The following is a 26,068-nucleotide window of genomic DNA, read 5'->3' on the forward strand; positions in this document are numbered from 1 at the left end:
ATTACGCCGATCTGATCCTGCTTTACCGAATCCATAATCGACTGGTTCTTTCAGGTCGATGTCAAACCCCAGACACCTCGGTCGGCCCCCTCTCCCAAAAGGAGAGGGGGCTGAATGGGGGATGCTTCAGGGTTACGCCGATCTGATCCTGCTTTACCGAATCCATAATCGACTGGTTCTTTCAGGTCGATGTCAAACCCCAGACACCTCGGTCGGCCCCCTCTCCCTCGGGGAGAGGGCTGGGGTGAGGGCTGGCGGCCAACCTACATCTCGAATTCCGATTGCAGCGCAGCCCGCACGCAGTAAAGCACGCCCTCTGGAACCCGGCCGGCGAACAACTCGGCAATTTCGGCGACCGACGGCAACTCGCCTTCGCCATCGAGGAACGCGTCCTGCACTTCGCCCATCAGTTCTTCAGGCAAGTCCAGCGCCTGTTCCAGCGACAATTGCTGCTTGCCGATGGCTTCGGCGAGCATGGTGTAGACGTTCTTTTCCGAGCACTGCAACTGACCGGCGATTTGCAGCGGCGTCATGCCGGCGCGGGCCAGCGTGATCAGTTCGTGGCGTACGTCGGCCACCGCTTTCGGCGCCTCGACTGCGCCGCCAAGCACTTCGAGGAAGGCCTCGCCGTAGCGCTCCAGTTTGCGTGCGCCGACGCCGCTGACCGTGGCCATTTCCGCCAGCGAGGTCGGCTGACTGCGGAGCATTTCCAGCAGCGTCGAGTCGGGGAAGATGACGTACGGTGGTACGCCGTGTTCTTCGGCGAGTTTGCGCCGCAGCGCACGCAGCGCTTCCCACTGTTCGCGCTCTTCGCCGCGCACCAGTTGGCTGGCCGGGCTCTTGCTGTTGCTCTTGGCGGCGACTTGCGGCTTCAGATCGCGGCGCAGCTCCAGGCTCACTTCGCCCTTGAGCAATGGCCGGCAACTGTCGTTGAGACGCAGACCGCCGTAGCCTTCGTGATCGACATCGGCCAGACCACGCGCCACCAACTGGCGGAACAGCGAGCGCCATTCGCTCTCGCTCAGCGCTTTGCCCACGCCCCACACCGACAGGTGCTGATGGCCGAAGCTGCGGATCTTTTCGTTGTCCTTGCCCAGCAGCACATCAACCAGATGGCCGACGCCATATCGCTGGCCAGTACGGAAAATCGCTGACAACGCCTGACGTGCAGGCTCGGTGGCATCCCAGGTCTGCACGCCATCGACACAGTTGTCGCAATAGCCACACGGCTCGGGCATGTCTTCATCGAAATACGCCAGCAGGGTCTGTCGACGGCAGCGGGTTTCTTCGCAGAGCGAGAGCATCGCGTCGAGCTTGTGCTGCTCCAGACGCTTGTGCCGCTCGTCGCCTTCAGAGTTCTGCAGCATCTGCTTGAGCATCACCACGTCTTGCAGACCGTAAGCCATCCACGCATCCGCCGGCAGGCCATCGCGGCCACCACGACCGGTTTCCTGGTAATACGCTTCAAGCGACTTCGGCAGATCAAGGTGGGCGACAAAACGTACGTTGGGCTTGTCGATGCCCATGCCGAACGCCACGGTGGCGACCATGATCAGGCCTTCCTCGTTGAGGAAGCGCTTCTGGTTGAACGCCCGCAGATCGTTGGGCAGACCGGCGTGGTACGGCAACGCCGGAAAACCCTGTTCGCTGAGGAACGTCGCCACCTCCTCGACTTTCTTGCGCGACAGGCAATAGACGATGCCGGCATCACTGCGCCGCTCGGCGAGGAACGCCAGCAACTGCTTGCGTGGCTGCTCTTTAGGAACGATGCGGTAAAAGATGTTTGGGCGGTCGAAGCTCGACAGAAAGCGCTCGGCGTTCTGCAGATGCAGGCGGGTGACGATTTCTTCGCGGGTGCGCTTGTCGGCCGTCGCGGTCAGGGCGATGCGCGGCACGTCGGGGAACAGCTCCGCCAACTGGCCCAGTTGCAGGTATTCCGGACGGAAGTCGTGGCCCCATTGCGATACGCAGTGCGCTTCGTCGATGGCGAACAAAGCGATATTCAGCCCTTGCAGGAACGACAGCATGCGCGGCTGCACCAGACGCTCGGGCGCCAAGTACAACATCTTCACTTCACCGCGTTTGATCCGCGTGGCGAGATCGCGCTGCTGCTCGGCACTCAGTGTGGAGTTCAACGCCGCTGCCGCCACACCCAGCTCTTCGAGGGTGGCGACCTGATCGTCCATCAAGGCGATCAACGGCGACACCACCACCGCCAGGCCATCGCGCAACAGCGCCGGGACCTGGAAGCACAGCGACTTGCCGCCACCGGTAGGCATCAAGACCAGCGCATCCCCGCCGCTGGCCACGCGCTCAATGATTGCACCCTGACGGCCACGGAAACTGTCGTAGCCGAAGATGTCCTTGAGGACGCGTTGAGCCTGTTCGAGCATAAAAACTCCAAAAATCTACTGAAACATCCCTGCACAGGCTGGTTCAGGACAGCCAGGGCTGCTTAAACAAAACGTAAGAGCGCATTGCAATGACAGCCGCAACACGGGCAGGGAGCGCAAAACGCGGCAGTATACCCGAGCCCTCCCCTGCACAGGGCGACACCCGTCGATACAATCTAAGATGCGCCCCTGTAGGAGCTGCCGAAGGCTGCGATCTTTTGATCTTTAAAAAACAACATCAAAAGATCGCAGCCCTTGGCAGCTCCCACAAAGATGTAGGGCAAATCTGCCGTGCGGCTGGCTTGAGCGCGCAAGAAGGCCTAGAATTCCCGCATTGTTTATTCCCCCAAGGTAGCCCCGTAATGTCCTTCGCTGAGCAACTGACCCGCCTGCAAGTCTTTCTCGATGCCGACGAGCTGCACGACGAGGCGCTGGATTACGTGGCCGCGCACGGTTATCTGACCGCGCTGTCGATCTGCGCCGAAGACGTACCGGAGCGTGAGTGGATCGACGCCCTGTTCTCTGAAGAGCCGCATTACAGCAGCGACGCCCAGCGTGCAGAAATTGAAGCCACGCTGATCGGCCTCAAGGCGCACATCGCCCGTCAACTGGCCTCGGATGAAGAATTCGAGCTGCCATGTGACCTCGATCTCGGCGAAGAGCCGGACGACTCCGAACTGCGCGGCTGGTGCATCGGTTTCATGGAAGGCGTGTTCCTGCGCGAAGCAGCCTGGTTCGAAACCGCTGAAGAAGAAGTCAGCGAAATGCTCCTGCCGATCATGGTCGGTTCGGGCCTGTTCGACGAACAGCCAGAGTTCGAAGACATCGCCAAGGATGCCAACCTGATGGACGACATGATCGTGCAGATCCCGGAAGCCCTGACCGCGCTGTACCTGCTGTGCCAGGCACCCGACGAAAAACCGGCGATCCTCAAGCCACGTCACCACTAAGATCCGGCCTATGGACAACCCCATAGGCAACCGCTCTCTGATGTTGCGCTACTTGCTGCTGGCCTTCGGCTGGCTCAGCGTGGCATTGGGGGTGATCGGGATCTTCCTGCCTGTCCTGCCCACCACGCCCTTCCTCCTGCTCGCCGCAGCCTGCTTCGCGCGCAGCTCTCCGCGTTTCTATCAATGGCTGGTCGAACATCCACGACTGGGGCCATGGATCCGCGATTACCTCGATGGCAACGGCATTCCGCTCAAGGGCAAGGTCTACGCGATCGGGCTGATGTGGGCGAGCATTCTGTTCTCGTGTTACCTGGTGCCACTTCCGTGGGCGCGGGGGTTCATGTTGACGAGTGCGGTGTTGGTGACGATCTATATCCTTCGGCAGAAGACGTTGCGCAAATCCTGATGCCTCCTTGTCTTCAAACAGAACTGTTTAAAAGACACCCAGCAGAAGCTGCCGCAGGCTGCGATCTTTTGATGTTGCTCTTCAAAACAAGATCAACAGATCGCAGCCTGCGGCAGCTCCTACAGGGGCTGGTTTCAAGTTTGGGAAATCCATAATCGCTCCCACCCGCTTGACCATTCGTCTTAAACGTTTGCTTACCTGTCAGATCTGACAGTAGGCGGTGCCGGTCAGTGCGGTTCTAATCGATGGAGATCAGTGCGCCCCCCAGGGCATCCGCCTCCCCGACGATGGGTTATTGCTCATGAGCCAGACAACCAGCAGCGCCAATGCTTCAGAAGAACAGGTCGTCATCTTTCCACCACCGTCCGGCGACGTCGGCGTGCTAGCGGTACCACCGCCGTATGTCATCGGTTACAAGCCGCTGAGCGATGGTGCGCAGGGGGTCAACTACAGCATGGTACACAGCGATGTTCAGGGCTTGCTGGTGTACATCCTCAGCTATTTGCAGATGACTGTCGGTGACCATATCGATGTTTTTCTCGGCGATAAGTTAATCCCCGTGGCCTCGTTTTTTATAACCGCCGAACATTTCGATGCCGACGGTGTTGTGGCCCGAGATGTGCCTTTCTACATCCCGGCCAGTGTCATGTTGTCCAAGTATTCTCAGCCGGGAAATCAACCGTTCTTTTTCACTGTGAAGCGCATCAGCGGTAACACCGAAAGCTCAACGCCCTATCAGCTGTACTACAAAAGTTTTCCGCCGGGCAATCCGGACACCGACGGTGGCAAGCCATTCAACCAGGGCCTGCCGCTGCCCGTCACCTCGGAAACGATCATTGACCAGAGCGTGATCGATACCGGCATGACCGTGACGATCAAAAGCTACCTGCATCAAGCGCTGGAGGATCTGGTGACACTCGCCTTCGGGACACTGACGCTGATGTTCAAAGTCACCAATGCGACGGCAGATATCGTTTTTGAACTGACACCGGAACAACTCGCCAAATTGCCGCCAAGCGATTCGCTGGTGGTGCGCTATCAGTTGACCGACAAAGTGCACAATCAGAGCGGCTGGTCGGATGCACGGCTCCTGCAAAGCAAACCGGGAACTATATTGCTGCCAGCTCCGGCAGTCGAAAGGACACCGGGCAACATACTCAATCATGACCTGCTCTTTGGTGGACCGGCGCGGGTCGTGATTGTCCTCAGCAATTATGCAAAGAATGACCAGTTGCAACTGACTCTGCAGGGCCTCACGGAAACGGGCGAAGCGGTCACGTTCACGTACACCCGGTCCCTGGACGGGATGAACAGCGTGATTTATTTTGAAATCGAGAATGAGCGCGTGCTGGCGCTCATCCGGGGTTCCCTGCGACTGACTTACACCCTCAGCGCAGGAGGCACTGGCGCACCGCAACTGTCCAAACCGACCAATATCACCATCCAGGGCGGCGCCTTTACGCTACGTCCACCGATGATCGAACAGGTTGTGGAAGACGAACTGCCTGCCAACATCAGCATGGCGAAGGTGTTCATTCCCGATTACTGGGCCTTGAAAACCGGTGCGTCGGTGCAGCTGTATTGGCAGGTCACCGATCCACTCGGGGTCACGCTTCGCTATATTTTCGGGCGCACCATTACTGACCCCGACCTGCCGCTGAGCTTTGATGCAGGTAGCCGTTACATCGCACCTTTCGCCGGCAGTCCTCTGACGGTGCACTACAAGGTGACCAACCCAGGGCGCGCGCCGGTGCAATCACCGCTGCTGGAACTGCGGATCGGCAAGGCCAGCGAGCCGCCGCTGGAACACGACCTGACGAATTTTGACCAATACGGCTGGAATGGCTGGCGTCGGGGTCCCGCAACACTGCCGAATGACTGGACCATCGTGTTCGAACAAGGCAACTACAGGGCGCAAAACTACACCTACAGCAACAACTCGGCGGGCGTTGTGCTGCAGAAACAATTCGCCAATCTGAAGCCCGGTGGCCGGTATTCGTTGACGATCAACTGCATCCGTTTTCGCGGTGAATATGCTGCACCGTCGCTGTCGCTGAGTGCCGGGGGCGTTGCCATTGCCGGGCCGGTGACCCTCAAAGACCTGGCCTGGACAACCTTGTCAGGCAACTTCGTCGCCAGCGCCAGCGAGATGACTCTGGCCATTGTCAGTCATGTCAATTCGGGGGTCGGCAACGATTATCAGGTGGACAATCTGGCAGTGCAGTTGCTCGACTTCTAGCGCCTGAAGCGCACGCCACAACAAAACAGCACGCTCCTGCAAGAGCTGCCGCAGGCCGCGATCTTTTGATGTTGTTGTAAAAGACAAGATCAAAAGATCGCGGCCTGCGGCAGCTCCTACAGGGGGCAGGTTCAGGTTTGGAAAATCGATTACCGGACCACTCCGGGCGGCCTCAGCTTGACCATTCGTATTAAACGTTTGCTTACCTGTCAGATCTGACAGTAGTCAGCCGCTGCTACCTGATGTGAGATGAGCCACGTCCGTCCGGCCAGTCTCCTCACGCAAGGTACCCACCATGGATATTCAGTCATCAATATTGAACGCCATCTTTGAGCTGTTTCCGGTGCACGTGCCTGGGTGGGTTTCGCCGATCAAACCGCCGGAACGTGCCAATGGCGGCATCCCCCGGTCGCTGTACGACGACAAAGACTCAGGACTTCAAGTAGTGAGTGATCCGTGGTCTGAACTGCAACGACGCAACCAGCTCATGGAGGCGTTCGATTCGGTGGCCCTGTATGTCAATGACGCGCCTACTTCAGTGGCCGGGGCCATCGTGCAACCCGGCGACGAGCAAAAACGCATCTCGCTGAATGTCCCTCACGGACACTTGGTTCACGGCGTCAATCGCCTGTATTACAAGGTCACCCGGCTCAGTGGCAACGTCGAAACCTCGCGCGACCTGCTCGTGCTCTATCATCTGCGCCCACCTGCCAACCTCAATCTGGTGATTCCGCCCGATGTGCTCACCAACGGTGTCAGTGCCGCACGGGCGGCGCAGGGAGTTATATTCGGTTTCACCTACAACACCGCGCAAGCCTATGACCTCGTGCGCTTTCGGATTGGCAACGAGTCATTCACCAAAGAAGTCACCGACCCACCGACTCCGCTGACCATCACACTGTTTACCGCGGACTTCCTGAAAGTCGGTGACGGCAAGATAGCCGTCGACTTCCTGGTGATCGACCAGTTGGGCAATTCTGCCACCTCGGGAACCAAGACCCTGGACGTGCACGTCGCCCGTCTTGACCTGCGACCTCCGACGGTCATCGGCCAGACCGGCAACAATTTCAGCCCGACCCAAACACAAATTCGCGTGGCGATCCCAACTGGCTTATTGCCCACCTATCTGCTGTTCGTGGACTGGATCGGGGCGACGGCAGTCGCCGGTGGCTCCTATACCAGCCCGCAACGGCTGGTCAGTGCCGGACTGGAAATCGCCGTACCGCGTTCGGTACTGGCCTATAGCCTGGGCCAAACCGTCAGCGTGACTTACACCATCATCCGCGATGGCGTATCCACCACATCACCGGCGCTGCTCTTGAACATTCTGGTAATGCCGGCAGCCGCGCTGATTACGCCGAAGATCATCGAAGCCGACGCTAATAACGTACTGGACGTCAACGCGCTCGGCACCAATGCTGCGACGATCCACGGCTTGCTGTGGACGCTGATCGAAGTCGGTCAACAGGTCTGGCTGACACTGGAGGGGAAAAAGGCCGATGGTAGCGCGCATAACCTGACGGTGTGGAATGGTGGGGGGAGCAAAGTAAACCAAAAATGGGTGAATGAGGGATTCTGGCCCCGCACGTTTGCCAACAGCTACCTGAAGCTGCTGGGCGACGGGTCCACCCTGACACTCAAGTTCAAGGCAGCGTTTGATCAGAGCAACGTCGAAGCCAACGCAGTGGTGTTTCCAGATCGCGTCTACAGCATCAGATCGATTGCGCTGATTGCGCCAACCATTACCTCGGTAAAAGACTTGAGTGGCTGGGAGATCGCCGATAACGGCTACACCGTGCACACCAGTGTGACCGTCAGCGGCACCGCGCCTGCCGGCCACGAAGTGGAGGTCTTGGTTGGCAGCGTGTCCAAAGGTAAGGTCAAAGCGGGGTCGGACGGATCATGGAGTTTCACGATTACCGGCCTGACACTCAATGTGCTGCACAGCATTAAAGCGGTCGGAAAATACGGCAGCAATCCCTCGTCGAATGTGAGAAGACTGACCATCGTGTTTAGCCAAAGGCCTGTCATTACGGCCGCGCATGATTCCAAAGGGCAGCCAATCGCCAATGGCGGCACCACGTCCGATACCAGCGTCAAATTGACGGGCACGGCCAATGCGTTCCTGCAAGTCGAGATCTTTAATGGCACGACGTCAAAGAGCAAAGTCACGGCCGATGCCAGTGGCAAATGGACATTGACTGTCACGGGGCTCGCGCTGACCAATCACGTGTTTACTGCTAAAGCGTTGTATGGATCTGGCACCGTGTCGCCACCGTGGACTGTGGTTGTGGCGCAGCAGGGTGTGGCTCCAACGATCATCTCGCTGAGGGGCTCGCCCAGCAACGTTGAAGTCCCCAACAACGGCTCCACCCCCGACACCACGCTAGTGATCGGTGGCCAGGGTCAGGGCGGACAGAGAGTCGAGTTACGTGACAACGGCGTAGTTGTAGTGAGTTCTATTGCTGTCAATTCAGCGGGAAGCTGGACGTCTACGTTAGGCGGTGTTGCACAGGGGAGGCACAGCTACACAGTGAGGGCACTTTATGGAAGTGGAGCTCAGTCCGCCGCTCGGATTTTGACTGTCATTGCTGAATTGAAAGTGACCCCTCACATTTTGAACTTGCCCGGGCGCATCTACTTTCCGCCAGCCTCATTAGGTTGGGTTCGCAAAGGCGTCGCTGATAACACCACTGCCACCTGTTTGATCAGTGGCGGGCAAGCACCTTACCGAATCGAAAATAATGCCCCCCATATTGTCTCAGCATCGATAAGTGGCGCGAACATTCACCTTTCATCCATGGGCAATGGCGTGGCAAACATTAAGGTGATAGATCAAGCGAATAAAACATTTTCCGTTCAAGTAAATGTCTCTCAAGTATACGAAGTCATCGAGAACCCATCGCTGATGACGGCCTCCCAGATGATTGCCTGGGCTCAAAGTGTTGGTGCCACGCCGTTTTACCAAATGATAATGAACGCAACCTGGGCTGGCCCACAGGGGAAAATATACTGGCGTGGGGAATATGAGTCCGCGACAACTGGTTTGGCATTCAGTTATGACAATGGCATAGCAGGATGGCGCCCGTTGGGCTTCGGTAACTCTCCATCAATCCTCTATCCGGCGGTGGCGACCAGGCTAAAACGATAACCGTAATCAAAAGCCGGACGTAGGAAAGTCTGGAGTTGCCGGGCTGAATGAACACTCGCTGAGTTATCAAGTGTCAGTCCCGGCCCTTCGCGAGGCGGCTCACGCCCACAGTGGAATGCGCTGATCTGTGATGAGCGAAACTGCTCGCGAAGGCTGATTCCCGGGCAACACCTCCCGTCAGACAGAAAAACCCGGCGCCCCATTCAACCGGGGCGGCGGGTTTGTCGTTTGAGGCCTCGATCAAACCGTATCCACCTTCAACGAATGATCATTCAGCATCCCGCTGATGATCGTCGCCGTGTCGTGCCCGCTGGCGATCATCCCGCCCGCCCCCGGAGTCACGCCGTAGTGGCTGGCGAGGTTGACGCCGGCGAGGTCGATGGTCTGGTTCGGCGTGGCGCCGGCCATGGCGCTGACGTCGATGCTGGTCATCACCGAGGCGCCGCTGCCGGAGACGGTGAAGTGCAGGTAGTCGTCGAGCGACGCGGTGGTGCCGTTTTCGCCCTGCAGCAGTTGCGACAGGTCGAGCTTGTCGGTGCCGGGGGTGAAGTCGGTGATGGTGTCGTGGCCACTGTTGCCCTTCAGGTACTGGAAGGTATCGGCACCTGGCCCGCCGGTCAGGGTGTTGTTGCCCATGCCGCCGATCAGCAGGTCGTCGCCGCCGCCACCGTTGAGGATGTCGTTGCCGAGGCCGCCGTTGATCACGTTGTTATTGTTGTCGCCGGTCAACGTGTCGTTGAAGTTGGAGCCGACAAGGTTTTCGATACCGGTGAGGGTATCGGTGCCAGCGCCAAGGGTGTTTTGCGCACCGAGCAGACCGAGATTGACGGTGACCCCGGCCGTGGCGTGGGCGTAGCTCGCGGTGTCGATGCCGGTGCCGCCGTCGAGCAGGTCATTGCCCGGGCCGCTGTAGAGCAAGTCATTGCCGGCGCCGCCATGCAGTTCGTTGTTGCCTGAGCCTGCGGTGAGCACATCGTTGCCGTCGCCGCCATTGAGGATGTTGTCCCCCGTCCCTGCCACCAGAACGTCATCGCCGGAGGTACCGGTGAGGGTATGGCCGTCCTGATACGTGATGGTCACGTTGGCGGTGTCGCTGCCACCGTGGTTGTCGTTGGCGGTGTAGGTGCCGTGGTAATCCGGCGTGACATCGTGCGCTCCGGCGTAGTTGACCGTCATGGTCAGTTGATAATTTTCCGCCGCGCCGGTGTTGCTGCCACTGGTATTGGTGATGTTGGTGATGTGGATCTGATAGGTGCCATCGGCGCTGGCCGTGATAGTGCCGCCGTCGGCAATCGTCACGAACGCACCACCGTTGAGCGAATACTCCATGGTGATGTGCCCGGCCGCCAGGTTGTGGTCGAGGTTGAGGGTCTCGCCCTGTTTCAGTTTGACGGTGATCAGGTCTTCATCGTTGGCATTGGCGGTGGTCACCGCGCCGAGGTAGCCGCTGACCACCAGCATGGCGGTCAGTGCCGCCGTATTGGCCGCAAACGAACTGCGCACGTCTGCCAGGCTCTGATTGGCGGCGGTGTTGCCGGTGCCGGCGAAGCTGATCGCACCGGTGCCGGTGAAGTCCGCGCCCTTCGCCGCCCAACCGGTGTTGAACGTGGTCGGTGAGGCGTTGAGCGTATCGCCATTGGGGTCGGTGTCGTTGGCCAGCAGCAACTCGCCCGGCACCACGACATTGCTCGACAGCACGTTGGTGATGACGTGATCGTCGACTGCCACTGGCGGCGCATTGGGGATCACTTTCACGGTCAGCGTCGAACTGGCGAGGTCGCCGTCGTTGTCGCTGACGGTGAAGCCGATGTTCTCGGTGATGACCACGGCGGTGGTTTTCTGCGAGGTGTAGGTGTAGTCGCCGGTGTCGAGGTTGATCACCAGGGTGCCGCTGTTGTTGGTGGCAATGCTCACCGTGTTGTTCACGGTGTTGAAGGTACCGTGATTGGCGCCACCGGTTGCGGTCAGCGAGCCTTGGCCGCTCAGGGCTTTCGGATCGTAGGTGTAGGTGGTGCCGTCGACGACGATGGATTTGATGAAACCGCCATCGGCGCCGAACGTACCGCCTTCGCCCAGCAACGAGCCGGTGACCGGCGCGCCCTGCACGGTGCCCGAGAGCACCGAGTTGAGCTGATTGAGGTCGGTGACCACCACCGCATCGGTGTTGGTGTGGCTGATGCCGTCATAGGCCAGCGGGTCGAGGTTGGCGTTGCTGACGCCGCTGCCGAGGCCGATCGCGTAGTTCTTGATGTTGTTGGCATCGAGGAAGTTTTTCAGCGCGGCTTCATCGCTGGTGCCGATGTCTTGACCGGTGGTGGGTTTGCCATCGGAGAAGAAGTAGCCGACGTTCTGCGCCCCGGTGAGTTTGCCAGAGGTATTGAACGCGGTTTGCAGCGCGGCCACGGCGGCGTCGTAGTTGGTGCCGCCACCGGCATTCAGGCCGGCGAGCAGCGTCTTGGCAGTGGCGACATCGACCCATACCGAGGTGCGGTCGGTGGCGTTGCTGCTGAAGGTGACCAACTGCACTTTGACATCGCCCAGATCATCGTACTTGTCGAGCAAGGCGCTGATCGCCTGCTTGGCCAGATCCAGCCGAGACAGGCCCGGCACACCCGAGGCGTCGGCCATACTGCCGGAAATGTCGAGAACGATGAGGATGTTGGAGTCGATCTCCACCGCCGCCACCGAACGATCCGACGCCACCGCTTTTGGCACATCGTCGACGATGTTGACGACGAGGGTGCTGGTGGTGCTGTTGCCCAGCGCATCAGTGGCTTTGTAGGTGAAACTTTCGCTCAGGGTGTTCGCCCCGTCGTTCGCGTTCGGCGTGGTTTTCGGCGCCGAGGTCAGCGTGTAGGTGTAGGTGCCGTCGGCGTTGAGCTGAATCTGCCCATAGGCGCCGGTGGCGCTGCCGACCAGGGTGTAGGTGATCGCCCCACTGCCGCCGGTGACGGCGCCGACCAGCGTGCCGGTCGCGGTTTCACCGGTATTGGTCGGATCGCTGCCGGTGACCGTACCGGGGGCCAGATCCTGGCCGTCCTTGGTCAGGTCGAGGGCTTTCTCGTAAACCGTCACGTCCTGATCGACCGAGGCCACCAGTTTGCTGTCAGCGACGTTGATGGTGATGGTCGTGGTGCTTTCATCGCCGTCGCTGTCGCGGATGGTATAGGTGAAGGTATCGGTGGCGCCCGGTGGGCTCACCGAGTTCGGGTTGCTGTGATAGACAGCGTTGCCCAAGGCATCGAGGGTCAGGTAGCCGAAGTTACCGTTGATGTTGCTGTTGAGGCCGCCGATCGCCGAAGTGCCGGTGTTGCTGCCGGCGCGCACGCCCACCACCGCGCCGCCCGCCGCCGCGCCATCCGCACCGGTAACGTCGTTGCCCAGCACGCTGATGTTGACCGTACCGCCTTCAGCCACCGACCCGGTATCCGCTTTGGCCGTCGGCAAGTCATCGATGATGTTGACGTTGATCTGGCCGCTGGCAGTGCTGCCATCGGTGTCTGTCGCCACCACGTTGAAGTTCTCGGTGAGGCTATTCGCGCCGTTGCCGGTCGGGTGCGCTTCGTTATCGACCAAGGTGTAGCTGTAGCTCACCACGCCGGTCGTCGCGTTGTAGCCGGTGACGGTGAACGTGCTGCCCAGCGGCGAGGTAACGGATTGCGGGAACCCTGCCGCGACACCGTTGGTGACCACGGCGATACCGCCGACGGTAAGACTTTGCAGACCATCGAGGGCGGTGACGGTAAAGGTGCCGCTCTGGGTCAGCGCCGGCGTATCGGGGCTGGTGCCGTCGCTGAGGTTTTTCTCGTAGACGGTGAGTTCGCCGCCGTTGACGTCGAGGCCGTTGAGCACCACCGGATCGTCGTTGTTGTGGATGTTCAGCACCAGGTTGGCGGTGCTGGTGTCGCCATCGGCATCGGTCAGGGTGTAGGTGAACGTCTCGGTGCCGTTGCCGCCGCCGTGCAGGTTCTTGAAGTCGGCATCGTTGGGATTCAGCGTGTAGGTGTAAGTCCCGTTGGCGTTGAGCACCAGCGTGCCGTAGGTCCCGGTGAACGTACCGGCGGTGATCGGCCCGGCATTCGGCCCGGTCGCCACCACATCCGCGCCTTGCACGTCGTTGGTCAGCACGTTGCCGGTCAGGGTCAACTGGCTTTCCGAGGCGCTGTTGGCGTTGCTGTCGTTCACGGCTTTGGGCACGTCATCGACGATGCTGACGACGATGCTGCTGGTGACGACGTTGCCCAGCGAATCGGTGGCCTGATAGGTGAAGGTTTCAGTCAGCGTGTTGGCACCGTCGTCGGCGTGCGGCGTGGTGGTCGCTGGCGACGTCAACGTGTAGGTGTAAGTGCCGTTGGGATTGAGGACGATCTGCCCGTAGTTGCCGGTGGCACTGCCGACCAGCGCATAGCTGATCGCACCGACCGCACCAGTGACCGAACCGACCAGCGTGCCGGACGCGGTTTCGCCGGTGCTGGTCGGGTCGCTGCCGATGACCGTGCCCGGCGCCAGGTCGGCGCCGTCCTTGGTCAGGTCGAGGGCTTTCTCATACACCGTGACATCGGTGTCGCTGGTCGCACTCAGCTTGCTGTTGGAGACATCGATGGTGATGGTGGTAGTGCTTTCGTCACCATCGGAATCGCGCACGGTGTAGGTGAACACATCCACCGCGCCCGGGCCGCTCACCGCATTGGGATTGCTGTGGTAGACGGCGTTGCCGTTGGCGTCCAGCGTCAGGTAGCCGTAGGTGCCGTTGATGTTGCTGTTGAGGCCACCGATGGCCGATGTCGAGGTGTCGGCACCTGCGCGCACGCCGACCACCGCGCCGGTGACGGCCGGCCCGTCAGCGCCGCCGATGTCGTTATCCAGCACATTGCCGCTGACGGTGCCGCCCTCCACCACCGACGCCGCGTCGGCATGGGCGCTCGGCAAGTCATCGACGATGTTGACGTTGATCTGCCCGCTGGCGGTGCTGCCATCGGTGTCGGTGGCGACGACGTTGAAGTTCTCGGTGATGCTGTTGGCGCCGTTGCCGGTTGGGTGCGCATCGTTATGGTCAAGGGTGTAGCTGTAGCTGACGACCCCGGTGGTGGGGTCGTAGCCGGTGATGGTCAACGTGCTGCCAAGTGGCGTGACAATCGACTGCGGGAAGCCTGCGGCCACGCCACCGGTGACCACGTTGATGCCGCCCACGGTCAGGGTTTGCAGGCCGTCGAGTGCGGTGACGGTGAAGGTGCCGCTCTGGGTCAGCGCCGGAACGTCGGGGCTGGTGCCGTCGCTGAGATTTTTCTCGTAGACGGTGAGTTCGCCGCCATTCACATCGAGGCCGTTGAGAGTCACCGGATCGTCGTTGTTGTGGATCTGCAAGACGAGGTTGGCGGTGCTGGTGTCGCCATCGGAATCGGTGATGGTGTAGGTGAAAGTTTCAGTGCCGTTGCCACCGCCATGCAGACCTTTGAAGTCGGCATCGTTCGGGTTCACGGTGTAGGTGTAAGTGCCGTTGGCGTTGAGCACCAGCGTGCCGTAAGTGCCGGTAAAAGTACCGGCGGTGATCGGCCCAGCATTGGGGCCGGTTGGCACGCGGTCGGCGCCTTGCACATCGTTGTCGAGGACGTTGCCGACTAGCGTGAGTTGCGTTTCCGATGCAGTGCCGGTGTTGCTGTCGTTCACGCCTTTTGGCAGGTCGTCGATGATGTTCACATCGAGGGTCGCGTTGGCGGTGGTGCCGTTGTCATCGACCACAGTGACGGCGAACTGCTCAGGCAGATTGTTCGCGCCGTTGGCGGTCGGATGCGCGTCGTTGTGATCGAGGGTGTAGCTGTAGCTGACGACGCCCGTGGTGGCGTTGAATCCGGTGATTGTGAGCGTGCTGCCCAGCGGTGTCGTCACCGATTGCGGGAAACCTGCGGCCACACCATTGGTGACTACGGCAATGCCGCCGATAGTCAGCGTGGTCACGCCGTCCAGCGCGGTGATGGTGAACGTGCCGTTTTGCGTCAGCGCGGTGGCATCCGGCGTGCTGCCGGTGCTGAGGTTTTTCTCGTAGACGGTGAGTTCGCCGCCATTCACATCGAGACCGCTGATGACCACCGGATCGTCGTTGTTGTGGATCTGCAGAACCAGGTTGGCGGTGCTGGTGTCGCCATCGGAATCGGTGATGGTGTAGGTGAAAGTTTCAGTGCCGTTGCCACCGCCATGCAGACCTTTGAAGTCGGCATCGTTCGGGTTCACGGTGTAGGTGTAAGTGCCGTTGGCGTTGAGCACCAGCGTGCCGTAAGTCCCGGTGAAAGTACCGGCGGTGATCGGCCCGGCATTGGGGCCGGTCGGTACGCGGTCAGCACCTTGCACATCGTTGTCGAGGACGTTGCCGACTAGCGTGAGTTGCGTTTCCGATGCAGTGCCGGTGTTGCTGTCGTTCACGCCTTTTGGCAGGTCGTCGATGATGTTCACATCGAGGGTCGCGTTGGCGGTGGTGCCGTTGTCATCGACCACAGTGACGGCGAACTGCTCAGGCAGATTGTTCGCGCCGTTGGCGGTCGGATGCGCGTCGTTGTGATCGAGGGTGTAGCTGTAACTCACCACGCCAGTGGTGGCGTTGAAGCCGGTGATGGTCAGCGTGCTGCCCAGCGGTGTCGTCACCGATTGCGGGAAACCTGCGGCCACACCATTGGTGACTACGGCAATGCCGCCGATAGTCAGCGTGGTCACGCCGTCCAGCGCGGTGATGGTGAACGTACCGTTTTGCGTCAGCGCCGCCGAATCAGGAGCGCTGCCCAGTGCCAGGTTTTTCTCGAAAACCGTGAGCTCACCACCCTCGACGTTCAAGCCGTTGATGATCACCGGATCGTCGTTGTTGTGGATCTGCAGAACCAGGTTCGCTGTGCTTTTATCGCCATCGGAATCGGTGAGGGTGTAGCTGAAGGTTTCAGTTCCATTGCCGCCACCGTGCAGGGCTTTGAAATCTGCATCACTGGTGTTCAGGGTGTAGGTGTATGTGCCGTTGGCATTGAGCACCAACGTGCCGTAAGTCCCGGTGAAAGTACCGGCGGTAACTGGCCCGCTCGGCACACGGTCGGCACCCTGCACGTCATTGCTGAGGACATTGCCGGTCAAGGTCAGCAAGGTCTCCGACGCCGTTGCGCTGTTGCTGTCGTTCACCGCTCTGGGCACGTCGTCGATGATGTTGACGTCGAGCGAACCGGTGGCGCTGTCGCCATTGCTGTCGCCGGCCGTCACAGTGAAATGTTCGCTGAGGCTGTTGCTGCCGTCACCGGCCGGATGCGCGTCGTTGCCGTTGAGCGTGTAGCTATAGCTGACCACGCCAGTGCTCGCGTTATAACCGGTGATGGTCAGGGTGTTGCCCAATTGCGTGGTCACCGACTGCGGAAAACCTGCGGTCACGCCGCCGCTGATCACGTTGATGCCGCCGATATTGAGGCTGTTCAGACCATCCGGTGCCGTCACGGTAAAGCTGCCGCTCTGGGTCAGCGCGCCAGGATTGGCTGCCGAACCGGTAGGCAGATTGGCTTCATTGAGGGTCAGTTCGCCCCCGGGCACGGCGAGGCCGCTGAGGGTGACGATGTTGTTGACCGGCGGCGGAATCACCGGCGCCGGCGTGTTATTGCCGTTGTCGATGACCACGTTGTGGCGCTCTTCAGGAAACTCGGGAATACCGCCAAACCCGGCAGTGGGAAAGCCGATACGCGGATCGACGCGTCCGCCGACTTCCGTCAGCAGCACGAAACTGTGTCCGCCACCAGCCTCGCCTGGCACGCCGCCCGGCGCGTTGGGACCGGCGGCAGTGGCTTCAGCGGTTTTGGTCGGGTCGTCACCGGCGGCGATGGCTTTCTGGATCTGCTCGACGTCGGTCATCTGCGCTTCGCTCGGCGTCACCACCTCTGGCGCATTCACGTGGCCCGCCTGATCGGCGAGCAACTGGCCGGTCATCGTCAGGCTGCTGTCGCGACCGAGGGTAAGCTCCTGGCCGTTTTGCAGATGGACGGCGACGGCGCCTTCGGCCCCAGTGATCAGTTGATCGCCGGCAAACAGGCGATCCCCCTCAACCAGAGCGCGACGAGTACCGTCAGCTGCCTGCGCGAAAACCTGACCAATGACTTTAGTGACGGTGCCGATGAGCGTTGCCATGTGAAATCCTCCGCTGCCGACCACCGTCGGCACTGGTAAGCGAAGCAGCCCATGGCTCAATCGGGTTGCCGGAGGTGACGCTCGCACCCTCGACAGTTCGTTTCGCAGTGTCTGTCCGATAAGGAAACTCAAGTGCGATCAAGCACTTGTGAACCCTGATCAAGACAACCCGCCTGCTAGCGCTACGTAACGGTGGTGAATCACCCGAGTGACAAAAATCTGTCGCTCATCGACCGCTACGCGTCCCTCCCCTTCAGCAGTACTTCGCCGTATGTCGCAAAGTGAGTGGAACTTTCCTCAAGCCTTTTTGAGCTCCCTAAAGCGCATGAAACAAAGGCTTTCGTGCTGAACAATGTGCCGGATTTTACAAAGCGCATAAGTTTTTTTCGGCATAAGCCTTATGAAAAATTTTTCTTAGCTACGCTCTAGGATGTTCTTAGCTCTGTTGTTACAAGAGTGAAACGCCTACACCTAAAAATTCCGTCAAATATTTGGCGACAGTAACGTACCATCAGGACTCAGGGAGATGCACCCATGCGCGTTCTAACCCCCCTCTGCAGCGCGGTTTTGCTGGCCATGGCTTGCACTTCTCAAGCCCAGGCCATGAACCTCACCGAAGCCATCCAGAGCACCATTGCCACCCACCCGGAACTTGCTTCGCGCGTGGACGCCCGCCTGTCGGCTGATGAACAAGTGAAAGTCGCCAAGGGCGGCTTCTATCCGTCCGTCGATTTGAACGCCGCTTATGGCCGTGGCTACAGCGATAACACCAACACCCGGGCCTTCGGTAACCACGACACCCGAATTCTCAACTACACCCAGTCCGAACTGCGGCTGCGGCAAATGCTGTTCGACGGTTTCAACACCGCCAACGAGGTCGAGCGCACCAAAGGCGTGTCCAATTCGCGCGCCTATTATGCGCAAGGTACCGCCCAGGATCTGGCCCTGCGCACCATCGAGGTCTATCTCGAAGTGCTCAAGCGCCGTGAACTGGTGACCCTGGCGAAGAACAACCTGCAGGCGCATTTGCGCGTCAACGATCAGATCGGTCTGCGTACCGAACGCGGCATTGGCAGCACGGCGGACTCCGATCAATCGGTCGCCCGTAAAGCGCTGGCACAGAACAACCTCGACACCGCCGAAGTCGATCTGGCCGACGCCGAGTCGAACTTCTACAGCGTCGTCGGACGCCTGCCCGACGAGCTGGAAGCGCCGGCTTCGACCCGTGGCGAACTGCCAACCAGCCTGCCGGAAGCACAGCAGAGCATGGTCGAGAACAACCCGTATCTGAAATCCGCGCAGGCTGACGTGCAGTCGGCCGAGAGCCAGTACGAAGTGGCCAAGTCGCCGTTCTATCCACGCTTCGATGCCGAAGCGGCCGTCGGTGCGAACAACAACGTGCAAGGCGATGAAGGCCACGACAACGAATGGCGTGTCGGCGTGATCATGAACTACAACCTGTTCCGCGGCGGCAGTGACAAGGCGCGACTGGCCTCCGATGCGCACCAGATCAACCAGGCCATGGACATCCGCAACAACGCCCTGCGCCAGCTCAACGAGAACATTCACCTGGCATGGAACGCCATGGTCAACGCGAAGAAGCAGACCCCGACCGCCCGCGAATATGCTGAAACCACCAAGCGGGTACGCGCCGCGTATCAGGATCAGTTCGGCCTCGGCCAACGCACCCTGCTCGACTTGCTCGACAGTGAAAACGAGCTCTACAACGCCAACCGTCGCTACACCGAAATCCGCTACACCGAGGAATATTCGATGTACCGCGTGCTGGCGAACATGGGCCAGTTGCTGAGCAAACAACGGGTGGTGCTGCCGGCCGATGCGATCGCCGCGAGCGAAGTCAAAAACGAAGCGCGCCTTCCTGAACTGAAGTAGCGATCTTGATCGTTCCCACGCTCTGCGTGGGAACGCAGCCCGTGACGCTCCGCGTCACTGGACGCAGAGCGTCCCTAGAGGCATTCCCACGCAGAGCGTGGGAACGATCAACAGTGTGAGTGCTGCGCACTCAAGCGGGAGCAAGCTCCCTCGCCACAGGCGATCAATATGACCAGCATGGAACCCGGTAACGCCGGGATCGATCCGCGGCTGAGCTTCGATGATCCGTTACTCGACGGTCTGTTGATCCTCTGCAAACTGCATGGCGCGATCGTCAGTCGCGCCAGCCTGAGTGCCGGGCTGCCCCTGAACAAGCAACGCCTGAGCCTGGATCTGCTGCCGCGCGCAGCCGCCCGGGCCGGGTTGCAGGCGCGCATTTTGCGCCGTGATCTGAAAGATATTTCGCCGCTTAATCTGCCGATCCTTTTACTGCTCAACGACGGTCGCACTGCGGTGTTGCGGCGTTTTGGCGACGACGGCAAAGCACTGATCCTGCCCAGCGAAGCCGATGGCGGCGAGCAATGGGTCAGCCGCGAAGAACTCACTGAGCACTACAGCGGCCAAGCCTTGTTTGCCCGTCCGCGCCATGAACTCGAAGACCTGCGCTCGCCGCTGGTGCCGCGTGTGCATGCGTGGTTTCGCGACACCCTGAAGCTGTCGAAATGGCTCTACAGCGATGCCATCCTCGCCAGTTTCCTGATCAACCTTTTAGGGTTGATGGTGCCGCTGTTCGTCATGCAGACCTACGACCGCGTGGTTCCGAATCAGGCCACGTCGACCTTGTGGGTGCTGTCGATCGGGCTGCTGATCGGCACTGGTTTCGAACTGGTACTGCGGGTGGTGCGCGCGCATCTGCTGGACACCGCCGGCAAGAAAACCGATGTGATCCTTTCCGCGACTTTGTTCGAGCGCATCACCGGCATGTCGATGAAGGCGCGGCCGGCGACCATCGGCGGATTCGCCCAGAGCATTCATGATTTTCAGGGCCTGCGTGAGTTTCTCACCGCAGTGACCCTGACCAGCCTGATTGACCTGCCCTTCGTGGTGCTGATGCTGGTGGTGATCGGCCTGCTCGGTGGCTGGCTGGTGGTGATTCCGCTGCTGGCGTTTCCGCTGACGATCATCTTCGCCCTGGTGATTCAGGTGCGCCTGCGCGATACCGTGCAAAAAAGCCTGAGCCTCGGTGCCGAACGCCAGGCCGTGCTGATCGAAACCCTCGGCGGCCTGGAAACCCTCAAGGCCTGCAGCGCTGAAAGCGAGCGCCAGCACAAATGGGAAAGCACCCACGGCGCCCTCACCCGTCTCGACAGCCATGCGCGCAACCTCTCGGCGCTGGCCACCAACGGCACGCTGTTCATCCAGCAGTTTTCGGGGATGGCGACGATCGTTGCCGGGGTCTACAGCATCATCGCCGGCAACCTCAGCGTCGGCGCGCTGGTCGCCAGTTACATGCTCGGCAGCCGCGTGCTCGCGCCACTCGGGCAGATCGCCGGGCTGATCACTCGTTATCAGCAAGCGCAACTGACCATGAAAAGTACCGATGCGCTGATGTCCCTGCCGCAGGAGCGTGACGGCAAACAACGGCCATTGGAGCGCACGCAGTTGCAGGGGGCGCTGGACGTCAACGGCGTGACCTTCCATTACAACGGCCAGAATGCACCGGCCCTGAGCAATGTCACGTTCAGCCTGAAAGCCGGCGAACGGGTCGGCATCATTGGCCGCAGCGGTTCCGGCAAAAGCACCCTGGCGCGCCTGGTCATGGGTTTTTACGAACCGGAAGAAGGCCAGTTGCTGCTCGACGGCCTCGACTTGCGGCAACTGGATGTCGCCGACCTGCGCCAGCAGATCGGTTACGTCGCCCACGATCTGCCGCTGCTGGCCGGCAGCCTGCGCGACAACCTCACGCTCGGTGCCCGCTACATCAGCGATTCGCGGATGCTTGAAGTGGCTGAGCTGACCGGCGTCACCGAGCTTGCCCGCCAGCATCCACAAGGCTTCGACCGGCCGGTTGGCGAGCGCGGGCAATTGCTCTCCGGTGGCCAGCGTCAGGCGGTGTTGCTCGCACGATCCTTGTTGCTCGATCCGCCGATCATGCTGCTCGACGAACCCACCAGCGCCATGGACAACAGCAGCGAAGACCAACTGCGGCAGAGGCTGCATGGCTGGGTGCAAGGCAAGACGCTGCTGCTGGTCACCCATCGCACCTCGATGCTGAGTCTGGTGGATCGTTTGCTGGTGCTGGACAACGGCCGGGTCGTCGCCGACGGTCCGAAAGAAGCGGTCATCGATGCACTGCGCAAGGGCCGCGTCGGCTCGGCGGCGGTCTAGGAGTTGCCCCATGCCTGCTTCCTCCGATAGCAAATCACGCGGCTACTTCGACAGTTTCGGCAAAAGCGCCGAAGCCGAATTCATGCCGGAAACTGCCGGCGCCTCGTTGCAGGACTCGCCGCGCTGGTCGCGGATTACCGTGTGGCTGGCGGCGGCGCTGTTGATCAGCGCGTTGGTCTGGGCCAAGTTCGCCGTGCTCGAAGAAGTGACCATGGGCGAAGGCAAGGCGATTCCGTCGAGCAAGGTTCAGGTGATCCAGAACCTTGAGGGCGGCATCGTTACCGAAATCTTCGTGCGTGAAGGGCAAATGGTGAACAAGGGCGACAAGCTGTTGCGTCTGGATGACACGCGTTTTCTGTCGAACAAGGGTGAAAGCGAGGCCGATCGCTATGCGCTGACCGCGCAGGTTGAACGGCTCTCGGCAGAGGCCGAAGGGCGACCATTCAAGCTCTCCGACGAGGTAATCGCCAAGGCCCCACAAGTCGCCGAGGACGAACGTTCGCTGTACGACCAGCGCCAGCGCCGACTGGCCAGTGAGCAACGCACCCTCACCGAACAGCTACGGCAGAAAACTCAGGAGCTGGCCGAATTTCGCTCCAAGCAAGGCCAGTTCAGCTCCAGCCTCGCGTTGCTGCAACAAGAGATGAACATGTCGGCGCCGCTGGTTGGCACCGGCGCGGTATCGCCAGTGGAAATCCTGCGGCTCAAGCGCAGCGCGGTGGAGATTCGTGGCTCGCTGAACGCGACGACGCTGGCGATCCCCCGGGCGGAATCGGCGATCAACGAGATCAAGAGCAAGATCGACGAATCGGAACAGACCTTCCGCTCCGACGCGGCCAAGGACCTCAATCAGAAACGCACCGACCTGTCGAAAATCACCGCCTCCAGCATCGCCATCGACGACCGCGTCAGTCGTACCACCGTGACCTCACCGGTGCACGGCGTGATCAAGCAATTGAAGGTCAACACCATCGGTGGTGTGGTGCAGCCAGGCAGCGACATGGTCGAAATCGTGCCGCTGGAAGACAATCTGTTGATCGAGGCCAAGGTGCGTCCGCAGGACGTCGCGTTCCTGCATCCGGGCCAGAAAGCCATGGTCAAGTTCAGCGCTTATGACTACACGATTTATGGCGGACTGAGCGCCAAGCTTGAGCTGATCGGGGCTGACACGATCACCGATGACAAGGGCAACAGTTTTTATCTGATTCAGGTGCGCACTGATAAAAACCATTTGGGCGGGGATGTGAAACCGCTGCTGATCATTCCGGGGATGGTGGCGACGGTGGACATTATTACCGGGGAGAAGAGCGTGCTGGATTACCTGCTCAAACCCGTGCTGAAAGCGCGGACCGAGGCGATGCGCGAGCGCTAGCGAATGATCGTTCCCACGCTCCGCGCAGGAACGCCGCCCGGGACGCTCCGCGTCCCTTCGCGACAGTGACGCAGAGCGTCACTGGATGCATTCCCACGCAGAGCGTGGGAACGATCATCTGTCGCCATGATTACGCTGGAAGGTCTCCTCCCCCATCGCCGCAATCTGCCCCTCGATCAACGCCTCGAACGGCTTGAGCAACGGCTCGAATGACGCCGGCGCTTCCAGCGTGTGCAACGCCTGCACAATCGCCTCAATCGTCGACAACGCGCCCGGCCCCGGTGCCTTGCGCAAGCGATAGCGCGACACGCCGCCCTCGGCCAGCGTCACCCGTGGCAACCCCGCCAGCAGCGGATTGAGGTGGAGCATCTTGCGCGCCTTGCGCCACGTGCCGTCCGGCACCACCAGCAACAGCGGCTCATCTGATTCGCCATAAGTCTGCATCGGCTGCGCATCATCGGCGGGAAACAACAACCGCGCGCGATACCCTGGCTGATTGAGCAGCGCCGGCAAATCTTCGAATACTTCACCGACAATAAGCTCGGCATTACTCAACCCGAGCACCGCCAACCGCGCGGTATTCAGCGCATGATTGACCTCACTCGGATGCTGCAACAGCAACACCCGCGTGCGGCTGTCGAGGCGCGGGATCAGCGAGCACAGGCAATGGGTTTGTGGGCGCAGGCAGCGCGGGCATTGCGGTCTGGACATACTTCTTTTTCCTACACGCTAAGCCTGATTGAGCTGAGCTTTGAGCAAATCACGGAACGTCTGGATCAGCGGTTCGCGGCTGCGACCACGGCGCATGATCATCGAGAATGGCGCCTGATAGCCGAAGGTCGCCGGCAGCAACACACGCAAGTCGCCCTTGTCGGCCCACGCCTGAGCGTAATGCTCCGGCAAATAACCGATGTAGGCGCCGGACAGCACCAGAATCAGCTGCGCCTCCATACTCTCCACCGTCGCGGCGCTGTGTTTGAAGCCGTGCCGGGCCAGTTCCGCCTGACTCCAGTAACCGCGCCCGACCATGCGTTGCTGGGTGATGACCTGCTCGGGAATACGCCGCTCGTTGAACAACGGATGCCGGCTGCTGCAATACAACCAGTGTTGTTCGCGGTACAGCGGCATGTACACCAGACCGCTCATGCGCGTGGAAAACGCGCCGATGGCCAGATCGAGGCGGTTGTCCTGCACGCCGAGTTGCAGTTCGTACGGGCTCATCACCGACAAATGCAAATGCACCGCCGGGTGTTCCTGGCTGTAACCGCCGATGGCTTCGGCGAACGGCAGAGCCTTGTCGCTGACCGTGGAGTCGATCACCCCGAGGTTGAGCGTGCCGCGCAGTTCGCCCTTGAGCGCGGCGGCGTATTGCTCGAAACCTTCGAGTTCAGCGAGCAGGCGCAGGGTTTCCTGATGGAACAGCTCACCCTTGCTGGTCAGGCTGAACCCGCCGCGCCCGCGATGACACAGCACCAGGCCGAGCGCGGCTTCGAGCTGGCTCATGTAGGTGCTGATCGCCGAGGTCGACAGGTTGAGTTCCTGCTGGGCGTTGGCGAAACCCTGATGACGCACGACGCTGACGAAGATGCGCAACAGTTTCAGGTCGGGTAAAGCGTTGGCCATGTCTACTCCAAGGATCGTTCCCACGCTCTGCGTGGGAATGCAGCCCGTGACGCTCTGCGTCACCTGCGAGTACGGCTGGACGCGGAGCGTCCGTGGATGCATTCCCACGCGGAGCATGGGAACGAGCAGGTGTAGAAGTCTGGCATTAGTTTAGAAAAATCTGAACTAAGTTTTTGCCCGTAGCGATTCTTTCCCCGCACTACATTTCGCATCATCGGCCCCACAGCGGCGCCCGAACCTGTGTTGAACGGCGCGCCGACATAAATAAAACAAAGACGATGAGGCCTTACCCGTGGACAAGATTCTTCACCAACCACTGGGCGGCAACGAAATGCCGCGCTTCGGCGGCATCGCCACCATGCTACGACTCCCCCATGTACCGACCGCTGCCGGCCTGGACGCTGCCTTCGTTGGCGTGCCACTGGACATCGGTACTTCGCTGCGCCCCGGCACCCGCTTCGGGCCACGCGACATCCGCACCGAATCGGTAATGATCCGCCCGTACAACATGGCCACCGGCGCTGCGCCGTTCGACTCGCTGGCCGTAGCCGACATCGGTGACGTGGCGATCAACACCTTCAACCTGCTCGACGCCGTGCGCATCATCGAAGAAGCCTACGACAACATCCTCGAGCACAACGTGATCCCGATGACCCTGGGTGGCGACCACACCATCACCCTGCCGATCCTGCGGGCGATTCACAAGAAACACGGCAAGGTCGGTCTGGTACACATCGATGCCCACGCTGACGTCAACGATCACATGTTCGGCGAGAAAATCGCCCACGGCACCACCTTCCGCCGCGCGGTTGAAGAAGGTCTGCTCGATTGCGACCGCGTCGTGCAGATCGGTCTGCGCGCCCAGGGTTACACCGCTGATGACTTCAACTGGAGCCGCGATCAGGGCTTCCGCGTGGTTCAGGCTGAAGAATGCTGGCACAAGTCGCTGGCGCCGCTGATGGCTGAAGTTCGCGAGAAAGTCGGCGGCGGTCCGGTGTATCTGAGCTTCGACATCGATGGCATCGACCCGGCTTGGGCGCCTGGCACTGGCACCCCGGAAATCGGTGGTCTGACGACCATTCAGGCAATTGAAATCGTTCGTGGCTGCCAAGGCCTCGACCTGATCGGTTGCGATCTGGTAGAAGTCTCGCCCGCTTACGACACCTCCGGCAACACCTCGCTGCTGGCCGCCAACCTGCTGTACGAAATGCTCTGCGTACTGCCTGGCGTGGTCCATCGCTGAGGGTCGGGTCATGAACGAACGTGATCAGGTTTTGCAAGCGGCCGCCGAACTGGTGTCCGCGTTTGCCCGTAACGATCGCGAAGCTTATTTCGGCGCGTTCAGCGCCGATGCAAGTTTCGTCTTCTACACCCTCGAACAGCCGCTGCTGTCGCGCGATGCCTATCAGGCCTTGTGGGACAGCTGGCGCACCGAGGATGGCTTCGAGGTGCTTGCGTGCACCTCGAGCAACGCCTTCGTCAGCCTGCAAGGTGACGTGGCGATTTTCATCCATGACGTGGCCACCGAGCTGCGCATGCAAGGGGAGCCACACTTCAGCCAGGCGCGCGAG

13 protein-coding genes are annotated in these 26,068 nt (G+C 60.5%); 9 read left to right on the forward strand and 4 right to left on the reverse strand.

Going from position 1 to position 26,068, the window contains the following annotated elements; all coding sequences use genetic code 11:
- Positions 1 to 263 precede the first annotated feature (263 nt).
- Positions 264 to 2,393, reverse strand: coding sequence for a DNA helicase RecQ (gene recQ / locus ACIPZE_RS05935; protein ID WP_400771929.1), 2,130 nt, complete (start codon positions 2,391 to 2,393; stop codon positions 264 to 266).
- 362 nt (positions 2,394 to 2,755) lie between these two features.
- Between recQ and ACIPZE_RS05940 the strand changes: the two genes are divergently transcribed.
- The 4 genes from ACIPZE_RS05940 (at position 2,756) to ACIPZE_RS05955 (ending at position 9,139) form a co-directional block, all read left to right on the forward strand.
- Positions 2,756 to 3,343 (forward strand): YecA family protein, encoded by a 588-nt coding sequence (locus tag ACIPZE_RS05940; RefSeq protein WP_129390736.1) that lies wholly within the window; start codon positions 2,756 to 2,758, stop codon positions 3,341 to 3,343.
- A gap of 10 nt (positions 3,344 to 3,353) precedes the next feature.
- Positions 3,354 to 3,749 carry a YbaN family protein gene (locus ACIPZE_RS05945; RefSeq protein WP_400771931.1) on the forward strand — a complete coding sequence of 132 codons (396 nt, stop codon included), beginning with the start codon at positions 3,354 to 3,356 and terminating at the stop codon, positions 3,747 to 3,749.
- 301 nt (positions 3,750 to 4,050) lie between these two features.
- The gene (locus ACIPZE_RS05950; RefSeq protein ID WP_400771933.1) at positions 4,051 to 5,988 is read left to right on the forward strand and encodes a hypothetical protein; all 1,938 of its coding nucleotides are present in this window, start codon (positions 4,051 to 4,053) and stop codon (positions 5,986 to 5,988) included.
- Between the two features lie 295 nt (positions 5,989 to 6,283).
- The gene (locus ACIPZE_RS05955; protein ID WP_400771935.1) at positions 6,284 to 9,139 is read left to right on the forward strand and encodes a hypothetical protein; all 2,856 of its coding nucleotides are present in this window, start codon (positions 6,284 to 6,286) and stop codon (positions 9,137 to 9,139) included.
- 240 nt (positions 9,140 to 9,379) lie between these two features.
- On the opposite strand, the gene ACIPZE_RS05960 is transcribed toward ACIPZE_RS05955, so the two are convergent.
- A complete protein-coding gene (locus ACIPZE_RS05960) occupies positions 9,380 to 17,281 on the reverse strand; it encodes a retention module-containing protein (protein WP_400771937.1) in 7,902 nt (2,633 codons plus the stop codon).
- A 534-nt stretch (positions 17,282 to 17,815) separates the two neighbouring features.
- Here ACIPZE_RS05960 and ACIPZE_RS05965 point away from each other — a divergent pair.
- From ACIPZE_RS05965 to ACIPZE_RS05975, 3 genes are all read left to right on the forward strand, one after another.
- Positions 17,816 to 19,174 carry a TolC family outer membrane protein gene (locus ACIPZE_RS05965; protein WP_129390723.1) on the forward strand — a complete coding sequence of 453 codons (1,359 nt, stop codon included), beginning with the start codon at positions 17,816 to 17,818 and terminating at the stop codon, positions 19,172 to 19,174.
- A 168-nt stretch (positions 19,175 to 19,342) separates the two neighbouring features.
- A complete protein-coding gene (locus ACIPZE_RS05970; RefSeq protein ID WP_400771939.1) occupies positions 19,343 to 21,502 on the forward strand; it encodes a type I secretion system permease/ATPase in 2,160 nt (719 codons plus the stop codon).
- Positions 21,503 to 21,512: 10 nt separating this feature from the next.
- Complete coding sequence (locus ACIPZE_RS05975; protein ID WP_283437291.1) at positions 21,513 to 22,874, forward strand: HlyD family type I secretion periplasmic adaptor subunit; 1,362 nt, start codon at positions 21,513 to 21,515, stop codon at positions 22,872 to 22,874.
- 114 nt (positions 22,875 to 22,988) lie between these two features.
- On the opposite strand, the gene ACIPZE_RS05980 is transcribed toward ACIPZE_RS05975, so the two are convergent.
- On the reverse strand, positions 22,989 to 23,585 hold the full coding sequence (locus tag ACIPZE_RS05980) for a tRNA-uridine aminocarboxypropyltransferase (protein WP_400771940.1): 597 nt from the start codon (positions 23,583 to 23,585) through the stop codon (positions 22,989 to 22,991).
- 18 nt (positions 23,586 to 23,603) lie between these two features.
- Entirely contained in the window at positions 23,604 to 24,497 is an 894-nt protein-coding gene (locus ACIPZE_RS05985) for a LysR family transcriptional regulator (RefSeq protein WP_053118206.1), read from the reverse strand.
- A 292-nt stretch (positions 24,498 to 24,789) separates the two neighbouring features.
- Here ACIPZE_RS05985 and speB point away from each other — a divergent pair, with 292 nt between their 5' ends.
- Positions 24,790 to 25,740, forward strand: a complete 951-nt coding sequence (gene speB, locus ACIPZE_RS05990; protein ID WP_400771942.1) for an agmatinase — start codon at positions 24,790 to 24,792, stop codon at positions 25,738 to 25,740.
- A 10-nt stretch (positions 25,741 to 25,750) separates the two neighbouring features.
- A partial coding sequence (locus tag ACIPZE_RS05995) for a nuclear transport factor 2 family protein (protein ID WP_400771944.1) occupies positions 25,751 to 26,068 on the forward strand: 318 nt, incomplete at its 3' end.

Source organism: Pseudomonas sp. NPDC089741, assembly GCF_044748825.1.
Lineage (GTDB): Bacteria > Pseudomonadota > Gammaproteobacteria > Pseudomonadales > Pseudomonadaceae > Aquipseudomonas > Aquipseudomonas helmanticensis.

What these genes read in the sequence shown, in the direction of transcription:
- ACIPZE_RS05970 (WP_400771939.1), top strand. Translation starts at nt 19,343, where the DNA reads ATGACCAGCATGGAACCCGGTAACGCCGGGATCGATCCGCGGCTGAGC.
- recQ (WP_400771929.1), bottom strand. Translation starts at nt 2,393, where the DNA reads ATGCTCGAACAGGCTCAACGCGTCCTCAAGGACATCTTCGGCTACGAC.
- ACIPZE_RS05940 (WP_129390736.1), top strand. Translation starts at nt 2,756, where the DNA reads ATGTCCTTCGCTGAGCAACTGACCCGCCTGCAAGTCTTTCTCGATGCC.
- ACIPZE_RS05950 (WP_400771933.1), top strand. Translation starts at nt 4,051, where the DNA reads ATGAGCCAGACAACCAGCAGCGCCAATGCTTCAGAAGAACAGGTCGTC.
- ACIPZE_RS05960 (WP_400771937.1), bottom strand. Translation starts at nt 17,281, where the DNA reads ATGGCAACGCTCATCGGCACCGTCACTAAAGTCATTGGTCAGGTTTTC.
- ACIPZE_RS05945 (WP_400771931.1), top strand. Translation starts at nt 3,354, where the DNA reads ATGGACAACCCCATAGGCAACCGCTCTCTGATGTTGCGCTACTTGCTG.
- ACIPZE_RS05985 (WP_053118206.1), bottom strand. Translation starts at nt 24,497, where the DNA reads ATGGCCAACGCTTTACCCGACCTGAAACTGTTGCGCATCTTCGTCAGC.
- ACIPZE_RS05955 (WP_400771935.1), top strand. Translation starts at nt 6,284, where the DNA reads ATGGATATTCAGTCATCAATATTGAACGCCATCTTTGAGCTGTTTCCG.
- ACIPZE_RS05975 (WP_283437291.1), top strand. Translation starts at nt 21,513, where the DNA reads ATGCCTGCTTCCTCCGATAGCAAATCACGCGGCTACTTCGACAGTTTC.
- ACIPZE_RS05965 (WP_129390723.1), top strand. Translation starts at nt 17,816, where the DNA reads ATGCGCGTTCTAACCCCCCTCTGCAGCGCGGTTTTGCTGGCCATGGCT.
- ACIPZE_RS05980 (WP_400771940.1), bottom strand. Translation starts at nt 23,585, where the DNA reads ATGTCCAGACCGCAATGCCCGCGCTGCCTGCGCCCACAAACCCATTGC.